This window comes from Klebsiella sp. CN_Kp113, assembly GCF_040064585.1.
GTDB lineage: Bacteria > Pseudomonadota > Gammaproteobacteria > Enterobacterales > Enterobacteriaceae > Klebsiella > Klebsiella michiganensis.
The window spans coordinates 105,253-119,189 of the sequence record NZ_JBEAID010000022.1 but is presented as its reverse complement, the minus strand read 5'-3'; the positions used below and the strand labels follow the sequence as shown (position 1 = coordinate 119,189).

The following is a 13,937-nucleotide window of genomic DNA, read 5'->3' as shown; positions in this document are numbered from 1 at the left end:
TCAATCACCTTCAAAATAAGTGGCACGCAATCATTAAACTCATCATGCGTTTGCTGAGCAGTTACATAGCTTAAAATGCAACCGCTTCGGAGGTGTTTGATTTACATGAAGCTGTAATCTCTTGCGTTACATCATCCCTGAACCACATCATGATAAGTCTTTAAGGTCTTGCTAATGATCATACCGCTAGAAAACTTATCCTGAACGCGTTGCCGTCCTTTAATACCCATCTCTACTCGTGCTTTGGGATTGGCTAACAAGAATTCAAGCTTATCGGCCAGCTCCTGCGGAGAGTTACTTTTCACGATAATGCCGTTATCGTTATTAATGATCAGGCTATCGCAGCCGCCAACATCGTAGGCAATGCAGGCCCGGCCAACCGAGGAAGCCTCAAGCAGAATACGCGGCACGCCTTCGGAATAGATCGAAGGTAATGCCACAATGTTCGACTCCTCGATCAAGTCGCAGACGTTAGAGCTGTGACCCAACCAGTTAATCAGGCCTTCTTTATGCCATTGCTGGATCACCGCAAGGGATATAGCATCCTTATCGTTTTCAACGAGTATCCCGGCGACGTTTAGCGTAAAATGAATATTTCTTGCTTCGAGGATTTTCTTGGCTTCAATTAAATCCCCGAGCCCTTTACTCCAGAGCATTCTGCTGGCAAACAGCACAACCGGAACGTCACGCTCCTGCTCCAGAGAATATTTATAGATCTCCGGATTGATACCCGCGCCATCGATGACAATAGTCTGCTGATAGTCAATCCCGACAAAACCCGCCAGTTTTTTACGATCTTTATCGTGCTCAAACATAAATATACTGCGCTTATTACTGGCAATATATTTGTAGGCCATGATGGTGATATTGCGCAATAGCTTAAGCAAACCCGTATCACCTGAAAATACACGACCCAGACCAACAAAACTCACGATGACGGGACGGTTGTTTGTCCTGGACAGGAGCCCACCGATCAGACAGGGTTTAATAGTGATACAGTGTAAAAGGTCGGGATTAATTTCTTTAATGAGCTTTCGGGAGGCAAAAAAGGCCCGAAAGAAAGTTAATGCATTAAATGATTGAGCATCAAGTGGGACATTATGACACTTAAAACCGAATGTTTTAAATTTATTCAGCACTTTACCGTCGACAAAATGACTGATGATGTGAATCTCATAACCAGCATCTCGGGCGGCGATCGCACGATCAATCCAGTGCAAATCAAAATACCAATCCGAGTTTATGAAATAACACAGTTTTTTCATTGCTATATCCACTTAATGATTCTTACCGCTGATTCCTTTTACACCATGGATAATTCCACGACGCAAGTATTTAAAATATAACAATTTATTGCGTTGCCATGGCAATATTGATACATATTTAATCAACCGTAAAAGGATTGAGAGACGGCTAAAAATGGCAACTCGCGGAAAAATTCTCTTCGCCAAAATAAGATTTCGACAAAGATAATAAACCTTCCATTCGGGAACAATACATTTCCCCTGGATACTCACATCGTGGGTAAAGATGACCTCGGGAGAATAGCGAATAGCTTCGCCATCTAATGTCAGCTGATAGCCAAAATAGAGATCGTCAAAATATAAAAATAATTCGTCGTGAATACTGTGGAGACGCTTTTGTAGCACATCTCGCTGAATAATCATACCGACAAAGGAAACCGTCTGTACCGCACACGCCCGGGAAACCGACGGAAGAAACTCCGCAGGATTTCTGATGTAGCGTAATGTGTCCATAAACGACGACGGAACTTTGGCAAAAGGCATGTTCATCGGACAGGGTTGCCCCTGAAGATCCTTGACCAAAGCGGTGAACACCCGACAGTTAGCCTTTTCTAGCTGGGCAAATTTTTCCAGCGCATCGCTCTCGGGCCAGGCGTCATCATCGTAAAAGAAAACCCAGTCGCTATCGACGTTGTCGCATAAATATTGACTCCCGGCCTTAAAGCCACCCGCGCCACCGCTGTTGGATGGCAGATTAAGAACAATCACTCGCGGGTCGCTAAGGGTGGCTAACCAGGCCTGGGTTCCATCCGTGGACCCGTTATTGACAACAACGATCGCTGTAAAATTTAATTTCACCGTGTTGGCAATAGTCAGCTTTAACTTCTCTAAACGATTATACGTGACTATTAATGCGGAGCAATTCATCGCACAGAAACCGTAAATACTGGCATAGACTCATTACTGCTAAGGGAGGACAAGTACTTATCGGCTGTATTTAATGCTTCAGCGATAGTGACATCCATATCCAGATATCGATAGGTTCCAAGGCGGCCAACAAACGTCATATTCTTTTCATTTTCCGCGAGGGACAAATATTTATCGAGTAAAGCCATCTCCCCCATCTGACGAATCGGATAATAAGGGATATCCTTTTCGCCACATTCGCGGCTGTATTCCTTGTAACAGACCGATCCCTCATGGGATTCCCAGGGCGAAAAGTACTTATGTTCAGTGATACGGGTATAAGGAACATCCAGCGAGCAGTAATTCATTACCGCGCAGCCCTGATAATCGCCCTGCCAGGTGAATTTTTCAAAATCCAGAGTACGATAGCCCAGGCGACCATATTGATAGGAATAAAAAGCATCCAGCGGCCCGCTATAGAACACGTGATCGTACTGTTCTCTCTCTTCAGCGTTAAACGATTGCTGAAGTTCGATGGTAATATTTTCATGATTGGCGATTGACTCAATCATTTTCGTATAACCCAGTTTCGGCATGCCCTGAAATCTGTGGTTAAAGTAATTATCATCGTAGTTAAAACGAACCGGCAGACGCTTAAGAATCGACGCCGGAAGCTGCGAGGGCTCCATCCCCCACTGCTTGATGGTATAGCCCTTGAAGAACGCCTCATAGAGCTCTTTGCCGATAAAACGCAGAGCCTGTTCTTCAAAGGTCTTCGGTTCCAGGATCGAACTGTCCCCTTTTTCGGCAATCAGCGCCCGGGCCTCATCTGGCGAACAGGTCTTCGCAAAAAACTGGTTGATGGTATGCAGGTTGATCGGCAGAGAGAACACCTGGCCATTAACCGTTGCTTTGACACGGTTCACATACGGCATCATTTCAGCGTGCTGAGTCACATAGTTCCACACTGTTTCATTATCGGTGTGAAAGATATGCGGGCCATAAACGTGAACCATAACGTCAGTTTGCGGATCGCGCGCATCATAGGAGTTACCGCCTATGTGGTCACGCTGGTCAATAATTCTGATGTGATGACCTTGTTCAGCGAGCTGGCGTGCGATAACCACACCGGAAAAACCCGCTCCGACGATGAGAATATTTTTACTGTTCATAATATAACTCCAGCAGCCTTAACCAAGAATTGAGCGTCTAACTTTATAGTAGTATTTTGTTATCGTGTTTCGCCTCGGTGAACCGACAGGAGCATATTTATTAAGGAAAGGCATCAACGCTTTTTTGATCTTAGTCTGAAGCAGAACTGGCGTTTGCCCTGCAGTTTGCGCAGGACTTGATGAATTTACCGGAGATAACTGACGGAAATAGGTCTCTTTTTCCCATGGCGTATTGATGACGTTTTCCAGGAAATCGTCATAAAAGTCAACCTTGTCCGTATTCCACGGTTTATTCTCCCCGGCATAGTGAATCATATTCGGGTTCTTTCTGGCTTTTAAAAAGCGCATATATGTTGCGAACTGGAGATTGGGGAAAAAGTCATCCGTATTGCCATTACCGTGATAGACATTCCACTCCAGCGGTAAAAACTCAACCCGGCCATAGAAGACTTTGTTCATGATGTCCTGGTCGAGGAACCAGTACTTCTTCTCTTTGAGCGTCTTAATCAGCGCTGAGAAGGTATCTTCCTGCACCATCTGGGCAACGTTAAAAACGATAATTCCCGCCTGGAAATACTCATCCGGATTGGTCATTTTAAGCGTTTTTTGCAGATACTCGCCGGCGGGCATCACGCCATCTGCCGACTCCGACATCGCACCAAACTTGACGAAGCCTTCCATCACGATATCTTTAACGGCGGCAACAAGGTTTGTGCCGAGGTCGACATTAAGCAAAGTCGCAAGATCGGCCTTCACCACAGTATCGGAATCGATAAAAATGACCTTCTCATATTCACGGAAAAGCTGCGGAATAAACAAGCGAGCATAGGTTGATGCGCTAAAGTGCGCGCGGGTATGTACGCCATTCAATTCAGTAAAGGCATTCACATCAAAAAATCGAAGTGAAAAGTTTGTATGGGCCGAGACCAGTTTTAGTAAGCGCTGCTTGTTAAGGTTACTCACCTTATTTTCCAGCACAACAATATCATAATGGGTGTTTTTATCAGAATGACGAACAATGGAGTTGATTAAGGCTCCACCGCTGATGGCATAGTTGTCATCAAAACTGATGACTATCGGCGCAGCGTGAGGAAAAACCGGTTCCAGCTTGCCGTTGAATGTCTCATTCGTCACGAAAGTGCGCTGAAGTTCTTTAACTTTCAGGGCCCGGTCTTGCTGCTGCTTAATAATATAAATGTTAAAAAGACGCTCAGCAATATGTCCAATAACACGCTTTTCTTGCGCGTTATAATTATTCATAGAGATGCGGCTTTCAAGATTAGCCAAAATCGCGAAGAGCCATTCTGAATAATCCACGAACATATCTTTGTGCATCACAAACATGTTCGTGTAATAGCCATCTGTGGCATTGTTAAACTGCTGAATAGCCGCTTTATAGTCCGGATAAAGCTCTTCGACAACCTCCAGGGCAGCCAGATAGTCCTTTATATGTAAAAACTCACCTTTCTCATAATGATCGAGGTTATTTTTACTGCCGGCAGAGGTCACAGACCACTTCTTTGGTAACAGCAGGTCAAACCCTGAAATACAATCCTGGATTGCCGTGTCGGTTAAACCAAACTGCTTTTCATACTCTGCATCAATAACGGGTGAATTAACGACGCCCCAATTATCTTCGGGAAAGCTCTGCTCTGAGGAAAAGTTCAGATGTCGGCGATAATGCATAAAGCCGACATAATCAGAAAGAGATTCATTTTTCCAAACCCAATAATGTGCTGTTAACTCACAGTAAAAAGGGTTTTTAAACGAAATATTATCACCTGTATCATCGCCAATACAGCCGATATCATTATAGGAGTTGGCTTTACCTACATGCAATGGTTTGATAATCGATGCATTAAGGAATGCGCTCGGCTTATGATGACAGGTATAGATCTTAATACTATTCATTTAATTACCAGATTTAGGCCATTGCTTGTTTATAAAGTTCGATGATTCTTTCAGCAGAACCGATTTCCCGCAGACGGTGATTTTCGATCCAGACAACCCGATCGCATATCTTTTCCACATCACTCATGTTGTGGCTAACAAACAATATTGTCACGCCACGATTTTTGAACTCTTTAATCGTCTTGATACATTTGGCCTGAAAAGAAATATCGCCGACGGCAAGCACTTCATCGATAATCAAAATATCAGGCTCAACTTGACTGATAACAGAAAAACCAAGCTTCGCTAGCATACCGCTAGAATAGACGCGGATCGGCTCATCGATAAATTCTCCTAATTCGGAAAATTCAATGATGCGCTCCATTCGCTGCTGCACCTCTTTACGGCGTAACCCAAGAAGTGTGGCATTAAGAAAAATGTTCTCGCGCCCCGTCAATTCTGGATGAAAGCCGCCGCCCAGCTCAAGCATTGAAGCGACTCGCCCACGCGTGGTGACCGATCCTTTTGTGGGTTTTATCACGCCGGCAACCAGCCCCAAAGATGTGCTTTTACCTGCGCCATTTCGCCCGATGAGCGCAACGGCCTCTCCTTTACCGACCGTAAAAGAAACATCCTGAATAGCAAGATATTTGCGGCCCTTCAGTAATTGAAATGCTCTTTTGGGATGAAATATTAAATCTTTAATACCTGAGCCAATATGATGGTAAAGTGGATACTCTTTTGTCACATTATTAAAATCAATTACTGGTTCCATCACAAGATCTCTGCAAAGCGATATTTTAATTTATTAAAAATACTCAGACCGATAACCGTCAGCACTATACCCGTCAAATATAATACTGAAATATGCTCATAGTTTAAAACCCCATCCATAAATAAGTTGCGCCAGCTTAAAATCATACTCGCCAGAGGGTTATAGTCAATAACCCAGCTATATTTTGCCGGAATCATATCGGATGCGTATAAAATGGGCGTACAGTAGAACATTAACATAATACCGAGAGTCACAAATCTTTCCAGATCTCTAAAAAATAGATTCAACGTTGAAAAGATTATGGATATGCCAAAGGTGAATATCACCTGCCCGATAGCAATGAGCGGTATTCCCCACAGCCACGAAAGCGAAGGACGCATACCGTATACAAAAAGAAAAGCGACGATGACAGGAATGGTACACAAGAAGTGTAACCCTTCCATCATGACATTACTGAGCGGGATAACTGAGCGCGGAAATACAGTTTTTTTAATAATTTGCGCATTAGCAATAAATGAAAAAAGTGAATTTGTTGCTGAGCTTGCAAACCACTGCCAGGGAAACAGCCCCGTTATTAGAAAAAGGGTATAATTAGGTATCTGAACACGCATGATCAGTTTGAAAATAAAATAGTAGATCATCGCAAAAAGCAAAGGATTGGCAATTGACCATAAATAACCAAACACGCTACTTTTATACCGTACCTTTAGATCTTTATTAGTGATAACAACAAGCAGGTCAAATAAATACCCTAGATTATACTTCATTTTTATACTCATAAATTATTCTACGAAATTTTAAGCATTTTGTTATGCACTTTAGATTTCGCGTTGTAGCTGACTAAACCCCCGTCAGCTGCGATAGCTCTAACGCCCGAACTTATAGATTGCCGGTAGATACCGTGACTTGAGCATACGAGCTGAAAACCTAAGCACATAGATTAAAGCAAGATTTTCCCGAGTTTTGTCTCCGCTTTAATGCATTGGCAGCAGCCGACCATTGTAGATCTTGCATACCGAACTGGGACAAGTGAGATGCTGACCTGGAGATGACCAGTTAATGTGCTGTTTCATGGCAAACAGTAAAAACTGCTATTTTACAGTCAGATACCCCCTCCCCTTAATGTTATGAGATAGTTTTAAATCACGCTACCGCCCTTGGCTGTCGCAACCAAACTGCGTAATGATTCATCTATCTTGTCTGTCAACATCTCCAGCGCCGGTTATCACAACCACAGCGCACTGGCTCAACGCCGTCCTGAGGTTAAACAGCGGCTGTCGAAAAAGTGGCCGCCCGTGACACCGGGTGTTGCTCGCTTGAAAACGATAAAGATTCAAGCAGGGGCACACTCTCGCTGTTTGCTTTCGCCTCATCCATCAGGAATTTCTCAATTCGCTCTTCCGACAAGCCTGTTTTTCATGCGTCACAGGGCTCTGTCTCCGTTATCTACCCATTCATCTTCTGATGAATCAGCGCAAACTGTGCTCCAATATTGATTGAAATGACGCCAACAATCAGTTTAGTGTCATATTTAATGCTGCGCACAGGATAGCTGATTAAGCTGACAACACAATGGTCATGCAAATGAGCAGCAGCATTATAGCGCTGGTCTATAGGAATAAAAATGAAAATACGTTGCCAATCAATTCATATTGCAAATGATTCAGGGGGTAAACATAATTTAAACAAAATACAGCAATGAAAATAAGCGTTTGATTTAAAAAGGAAAACCTTAAAAAGCCGCCTTCAATGTGAAATAATTGTAAACTCAAACATAAAATCAATTTTAATCTGCGTTAATTCTCCGGGGCATAAACCGTTCAGGCAGAACAGGGAATCCTGAGTACGCGATCAAACCATACGCAATCATTATCTTGCTAATCATAAAGCACGGATAATGAATTTCATTGAAACTACAGAACGCCAGTACATTCTCGATACTATCCGGACGCCAGCGCTTCCCCAGCGAACACATGAACATAATCAGCAACGGTAAAGCAGGTGATCCACGCGGCAAGCCAGTGTAAAATCAACGAATAGATAGCGGGACACAGTCACCCCAGAGGATGAATATGAAATTTTTAGTAACTGGAGCCGCAGGATTCATCGGCTTTCATACCTGCAAGCGCCTTCTGGAGGCGGGTCATGAGGTTGTCGGCCTCGACAACATGAACGACTATTATGACGTCAATCTTAAGCAGGCCCGTCTGGATTTACTGCAATCTCCACTGTTCAGTTTTCACAAAATCGATCTCGCGGATCGTGAAGGTATTGCCCGGCTTTTTGCTAACGAGAAATTTAACCGAGTGATCCATCTCGCCGCGCAGGCAGGAGTTCGCTACTCCCTGGAAAACCCGTTCGCTTATGCTGACGCTAACCTGATTGGTTATCTGAACATTCTTGAAGGCTGCAGACACAACGACGTTGAGCATTTGCTCTATGCCTCATCCAGTTCGGTCTATGGCCTGAACCGTAAAATGCCGTTCTCTACGGAGGATTCAGTTGATCATCCGGTTTCGCTGTATGCCGCCACCAAGAAAGCGAATGAACTGATGGCGCATACCTACTCGCATCTTTATGGCATTCCAACCACCGGACTGAGATTCTTCACCGTCTACGGCCCGTGGGGCCGTCCGGATATGGCGCTGTTCAAGTTTACGAAAGCCATGCTGGAAGGTAAGAGTATTGATGTCTACAACTACGGCAAGATGAAGCGCGACTTCACCTACATTGACGATATCGTTGAGGCGGTTGTAAGGATGCAGGACATTATCCCGCAGCCTAATCCGGAATGGACCGTTGAAACGGGTTCACCAGCGGATAGCTCGGCGCCATACCGGGTGTATAACATCGGGAATAGCTCACCGGTTGAGCTCATGGATTACATCACTGCTCTGGAAGAGGCTCTGGGGATGGTGGCGGAGAAAAATATGATGCCGATACAACCTGGCGATGTGCTGGAAACCAGCGCAGATACCAGGCCGCTGTATGATGCGGTGGGATTCAGGCCACAAACGACGGTTAGCCAGGGGGTGAAGAACTTCGTTGACTGGTATAAAGCTTATTACAAGGCGTAGTCATATCAGGTATTGTGGATTTAGCCGCAGCAGAACGCTACTGCGGCTTTTTTATATCTGAAATGGTCATTGGATAAACTTATCCATCCTGCTGAGAGTTGAGAGACGTAATTTATTTATGGCCTGCCGCTGAAAACCACACAAAACCCAAACGTAGATTTAACACGAAGCAAACAAAACCTTCATCAAACTCTCATCTAAGCCACTTCCATTACCTTCACTGAAGAGCATTACCTTATAAAGCAAACAATCCCCAGCGCATCAGTCTGCCAGCAAAGTCGGCCACAGCGCTATTGTTCAACGTAACGGTAATGAAAAAGTTTTTTCCACTTTTCTCAAAAAAAAACCACAAACACCATATAGGAATTTTCTTAAATTCAGGCTATGTTAAGCAGGCAAAGGCATGCTTTTGCAGAGATATTAGTTCGCAGGCAAATGGATTTATAACATTCCTTTCATTCTGGTACGCATTATGGCAAACATAATTTTCTTAGCAGTTGCTGCCATCCTGTTGATTGTTTCAGTCTATTTTCTGATTTCTTATATCAAAGATCAGAAAAAGACCAAGCTGACTTTTAACAAACGAAAGTGGTGAAAAGAAAACTTAATATAATTATAATACAGGCATAGGAAATAATAATATAAGAATGAAACACTGCCAGCGGTGGGGATACGCATAGTCTTTACAGCTGGCATTGGATATCTTTTTAAAATAAAAATGTCATATTAAACTGATACTATATCCTTAGCATCAGCACGCTCTTCTCATGGGCATGAATGGCTTGCGTTTGCTATGCCTGCGCCCTTGCCTTGAAAGATCCCGCAACTTCCCGTGTCAATATCAATCAGCGCCTCATCGCAACGCAGTGCGGCTGAGAACCCGGGATCCAGAAACAACAAAAGCCTGCAAGCAGGCTCTGTTTTACCTTCCGGCGCTTATCTCCAGCGTCTACATCACAGTGACGGTAGCTCTTCACAAGGTGAATTTAACATATCCGACCTCAATGGTTGGGACAAGATGATCGATTGAAGAATTTAAGCGAGGTCACGTTTTTTAGGGAGTTGGGTCGGGGAAGAGGAGCAATACGATTCGTCAGGCGAATAGTGCCCCCTTCAGAAGAGAGGAAAATTCTGGCCGACAGCGCATCTCCCGGCCAGAGGGGGGATTTAGTCACTACCGAACAAATCGCGGGTATACACTTTGTCAGCGACATCCGACAGCTCTTCAGCCATTCGGTTTGAGACAATCACGTCAGCTTCTTGTTTGAACGCGTCGAAATCGCGAACCACGCGGGAATTAAAGAACTCATCTTCCTGCATAACCGGTTCGTAGATAATGACCGGGATGCCTTTGGCCTTGATACGCTTCATGATGCCCTGAATTGAGGAAGCGCGGAAGTTATCGGAGCCACTCTTCATGATCAGGCGATAGATACCAACGACTTTAGGCTTGCGCGCCAGGATAGAGTCAGCGATAAAATCTTTACGCGTGCGGTTAGCATCGACGATGGCACCGATGATGTTATTCGGTACAGATTCGTAGTTTGCCAGCAGCTGCTTGGTATCTTTCGGCAGGCAGTAGCCGCCATAGCCAAAGGATGGATTGTTATAGTGATTACCGATTCGCGGATCGAGACACACGCCTTCGATGATCTGTTTACTGTTCAGACCCTGGCTTTCAGCATAGCTGTCCAGTTCATTAAAGTAGGCTACGCGCAGCGCCAGGTAGGTATTGGCGAATAACTTAATCGCCTCAGCTTCGGTAGAGTCAGTAAACAGCGTCGGGATATCCTGCTTAATCGCGCCTTCTTTCAGCAGATTAGCAAAACGCTCCGCGCGTTCTGAACGTTCGCCAATGACGATACGAGACGGGTGCAGGTTGTCGTAAAGCGCGCGGCCTTCACGCAGAAACTCAGGAGAGAAAATGACGTTATCAATGCCCAGGCGCTCTTTAATATCACGCGTAAAGCCAACGGGAATGGTGGATTTAATAATCATTACCGCGTCTGGGTTAATCTCGGTGACATCACGAATAACGGCTTCAACGGTCGAAGTATTGAAGTAGTTGGTTTTCGGATCGTAGTCAGTCGGTGTAGCGATAATGACATAGTCTGCATCACGATAGGCATCATGCTTGTCAGTTGTCGCGCGAAAATTCAACGGTTTTTCCGCCAGATATTCCTGGATCTCCTTATCGACAATCGGAGAAATCTTTTGGTTAATCATATCAACTTTGGATTGAATGATATCCAGCGCCACCACTTCGTGGTTTTGCGCAATCAGGATGCCATTCGATAAACCAACATAACCGGTACCGGAAATAGTAATTTTCATTCGATCACACTTTAATCAGTTAACTGGACGGCGGCGGATGGCCGCAAATTAAGCAAAACTGTTGATGTTTCTACTCTCAGGAACAATGTAAGTCAAGCAAGACACCAAAGGTCTCTGAAATACTGTATAGGCCTATAAAGGGCCTATACAGTAAATGAAGCTATATTTTATGCTTATTTATATACTTCAGCTGTCTTTAATGTATGAGCCTGCAAATCCTTATCAGATAAAGAGAGCGTACAGTCTGCAATCTCCGGCCACTGGATATTAATCTCCGGATCGTTCCAGATAATGCTCCGCTCAGACTGCGGCGCATAATAGTTCGTGGCCTTGTACACAAACTGCACCGTTTCGCTCAACGCCATGAAGCCATGGGCAAACCCTTCCGGAATCCACAGCTGACGCTTGTTTTCCGCGCTCAGTACCGCCCCCACCCATTTACCAAACGTTGGCGATGAACGGCGGATATCGACCGCCACATCAAACACCTCGCCTTCAATGCAGCGAACCAGTTTGCCCTGGGCATGCGGGTCAAGCTGATAGTGCAGTCCGCGCAGCACGCCTTTCTGCGACTGAGAGTGGTTATCCTGAACAAACTCCACTTTCCGCCCTACTGCTTCATCAAATACTTTACTGCTGAAGCTCTCAAAGAAAAAACCGCGCGCATCGCCGAAAACACGAGGCTCAAAAATCAGCACTTCAGGGATATCTGTCTTAATAATATTCATAATATTTCTGCCCGTTTACTTGCCCAGAACTTCTGTTACCACGCGCGCCACGCCCTGGCGCCAGTCCGGCAGCGTCACGCCAAATACACGCTGGAATTTCTCATTCGACAGCCGTGAGTTCAGCGGACGTTTTGCCGGCGTTGGGTAGGCCGTGGTGGGGATACCGCTTACTGCTTTGATTGCCAGCTCTGCGCCGTGCGACCGCGCCACCTCAAAAACAAATTCCGCGTACTCCGCCCAGCTGGTTTCCCCGCTGGCCACCAGATGATAGGTCCCGGCTACAGCACGGTTGCGCTGTTCTTCACGAATGGCGATTGCCGTACAGTCCGCCAGCAGCTCTGCGCCGGTTGGCGCACCGTGCTGATCGTTAATAATCGACAGCGCCTCTTTCTCACCTGCCAGACGCAGCATCGTTTTAGCGAAGTTTGCCCCGCGGGTGGCATATACCCAACTGGTACGGAAAATAAGATGGCGCGGATTCGCCTGCTCCAGCGCGATTTCCCCGGCTCGTTTGGTTTCGCCGTACACGTTCAGCGGGCCGGTCGCCTCATCTTCCAGACGATAGTGGCTTCCCTGGCCGTCAAACACATAGTCCGTTGAGTAGTGCACCATCAACGCCCCCAGCTTCGCTGACTCTACTGCCAGCACCGCCACGCCCCGGTCGTTCAGCAGATCGGAAAGCTCGCGCTCGCTTTCCGCTTTGTCCACCGCCGTATGGGCAGCCGCGTTCACCACTACATCCGGTTTTACCGTACGGACCGTCTGCGCGATCCCTTCCAGGTTGGTAAGATCACCGCATAGCGTTTTATCAAAAAAGTCCACGGCAACCACTTCGCCCAGCGTGGACAGCGCACGCTGCAGCTCCCAGCCCACCTGGCCATTTTTGCCAATCAGTAAAATTTTCATACGTTAATATCCCAATGATGACCGGCAGCCATTAATGCTCATTCAGCAGACGTTTCAGGTAAGCACCGTACTCGGTTTTCTTCAACCGTTCGGCCTGTACCGCCACCCCTTCCGCGCTCAGCCACTGCTTGCGATAAGCAATTTCTTCCAGACAGGCTACTTTCATCCCCTGACGCTTCTCGATGGTATGGATAAACTGAGAGGCCTCAATCAGGCTGTCGTGGGTTCCCGTATCCAGCCAGGCAAAACCACGGCCCAGCAGTTCAACCTGCAGGTCACCCCGATCCAGATACATCTGGTTCAGCGTGGTGATCTCAAGCTCCCCACGCGCGGAGGGTTTAACTTCCTTCGCCATTGCCACCACATCGGTGTCATAAAAATAGAGTCCGGTCACCGCCCAGTCAGATTTCGGCTTCAGCGGCTTCTCTTCAATCGACAGCGCTTTAAAGTTCTCATCAAACTCCACCACACCGAAACGTTCCGGATCGAGAACCTGGTAGCCGAATACCGTAGCTCCGGATGTTTTGCTGGCCGCCGCATCCAGTTTCCGTCCAAAGCTCTGACCAAAGTAGATATTATCGCCCAGAACTAATGCACAGGCATCATTACCGATAAACTTCTCGCCGATGATAAAGGCCTGCGCCAGACCGTCCGGCGACGGCTGAATCGCGTAGCTGAAATTCACGCCAAACTGAGAACCGTCACCCAGCAGACGCTGAAATGCGGGCATATCCTCCGGCGTAGTGATAATCAGGATATCCTTGATTCCCGCCAGCATCAGAACAGAAACCGGGTAGTAAATCATCGGTTTGTCATAAATGGGCAGTAGCTGCTTGGAAACACCCTGGGTGATCGGATATAAACGCGTGCCGGAGCCGCCGGCCAGTACAATACCTTTCATGCTT

Annotated in this window: 12 protein-coding genes; 2 read left to right on the top strand and 10 right to left on the bottom strand. The window is 46.0% G+C overall.

The genetic code is table 11. From position 1 onward, the window contains the following. Positions 1 to 131: 131 nt before the first annotated feature. The 6 genes from ABLV30_RS14315 to ABLV30_RS14290 are packed head-to-tail and all read right to left on the bottom strand — an operon-like array spanning position 132 to position 6,754. Complete coding sequence (locus ABLV30_RS14315; protein ID WP_025107744.1) at positions 132 to 1,277, bottom strand: glycosyltransferase family 4 protein; 1,146 nt, start codon at positions 1,275 to 1,277, stop codon at positions 132 to 134. Continuing rightward, positions 1,278 to 2,171: a glycosyltransferase gene (locus ABLV30_RS14310; protein WP_046877516.1), complete on the bottom strand. Its 894-nt coding sequence runs from the start codon at positions 2,169 to 2,171 to the stop codon at positions 1,278 to 1,280. Then, entirely contained in the window at positions 2,168 to 3,322 is a 1,155-nt protein-coding gene (gene glf, locus ABLV30_RS14305; protein WP_004852435.1) for a UDP-galactopyranose mutase, read from the bottom strand. Before glf ends, ABLV30_RS14310 begins: the two co-directional genes overlap by 4 nt. Positions 3,323 to 3,340: 18 nt before the next feature. Further along, positions 3,341 to 5,233 carry a DUF4422 domain-containing protein gene (locus tag ABLV30_RS14300; RefSeq protein ID WP_064357901.1) on the bottom strand — a complete coding sequence of 631 codons (1,893 nt, stop codon included), beginning with the start codon at positions 5,231 to 5,233 and terminating at the stop codon, positions 3,341 to 3,343. A gap of 13 nt (positions 5,234 to 5,246) precedes the next feature. Further along, the gene (locus ABLV30_RS14295) at positions 5,247 to 5,987 is read right to left on the bottom strand and encodes an ABC transporter ATP-binding protein (protein ID WP_004852439.1); all 741 of its coding nucleotides are present in this window, start codon (positions 5,985 to 5,987) and stop codon (positions 5,247 to 5,249) included. After that, positions 5,987 to 6,754 (bottom strand): ABC transporter permease, encoded by a 768-nt coding sequence (locus ABLV30_RS14290; protein ID WP_004138730.1) that lies wholly within the window; start codon positions 6,752 to 6,754, stop codon positions 5,987 to 5,989. Before ABLV30_RS14290 ends, ABLV30_RS14295 begins: the two co-directional genes overlap by 1 nt. A 1,305-nt stretch (positions 6,755 to 8,059) precedes the next feature. On the opposite strand from ABLV30_RS14290, the gene ABLV30_RS14285 reads away from it, so the two are divergent. Together ABLV30_RS14285 and ABLV30_RS14280 are read left to right on the top strand one after the other, a co-directional pair. Then, the gene (locus tag ABLV30_RS14285) at positions 8,060 to 9,064 is read left to right on the top strand and encodes an NAD-dependent epimerase (RefSeq protein WP_064404568.1); all 1,005 of its coding nucleotides are present in this window, start codon (positions 8,060 to 8,062) and stop codon (positions 9,062 to 9,064) included. A 472-nt stretch (positions 9,065 to 9,536) separates the two neighbouring features. Beyond that, a complete protein-coding gene (locus ABLV30_RS14280) occupies positions 9,537 to 9,659 on the top strand; it encodes a small membrane protein (RefSeq protein WP_004138729.1) in 123 nt (40 codons plus the stop codon). A gap of 572 nt (positions 9,660 to 10,231) precedes the next feature. On the opposite strand, the gene ugd is transcribed toward ABLV30_RS14280, so the two are convergent. The 4 genes from ugd to rfbA all read right to left on the bottom strand — a co-directional run bounded on the left by ugd (position 10,232) and on the right by rfbA (position 13,933). Next, positions 10,232 to 11,398, bottom strand: coding sequence for a UDP-glucose 6-dehydrogenase (ugd, locus tag ABLV30_RS14275; protein ID WP_025107748.1), 1,167 nt, complete (start codon positions 11,396 to 11,398; stop codon positions 10,232 to 10,234). Between the two features lie 173 nt (positions 11,399 to 11,571). Next, positions 11,572 to 12,126, bottom strand: a complete 555-nt coding sequence (rfbC, locus tag ABLV30_RS14270) for a dTDP-4-dehydrorhamnose 3,5-epimerase (protein WP_014230057.1) — start codon at positions 12,124 to 12,126, stop codon at positions 11,572 to 11,574. A gap of 15 nt (positions 12,127 to 12,141) precedes the next feature. Continuing rightward, positions 12,142 to 13,032, bottom strand: a complete 891-nt coding sequence (rfbD, locus tag ABLV30_RS14265) for a dTDP-4-dehydrorhamnose reductase (protein WP_187227907.1) — start codon at positions 13,030 to 13,032, stop codon at positions 12,142 to 12,144. 31 nt (positions 13,033 to 13,063) lie between these two features. Further along, on the bottom strand, positions 13,064 to 13,933 hold the full coding sequence (rfbA, locus tag ABLV30_RS14260; protein ID WP_004122480.1) for a glucose-1-phosphate thymidylyltransferase RfbA: 870 nt from the start codon (positions 13,931 to 13,933) through the stop codon (positions 13,064 to 13,066). Positions 13,934 to 13,937: the final 4 nt, after the last annotated feature.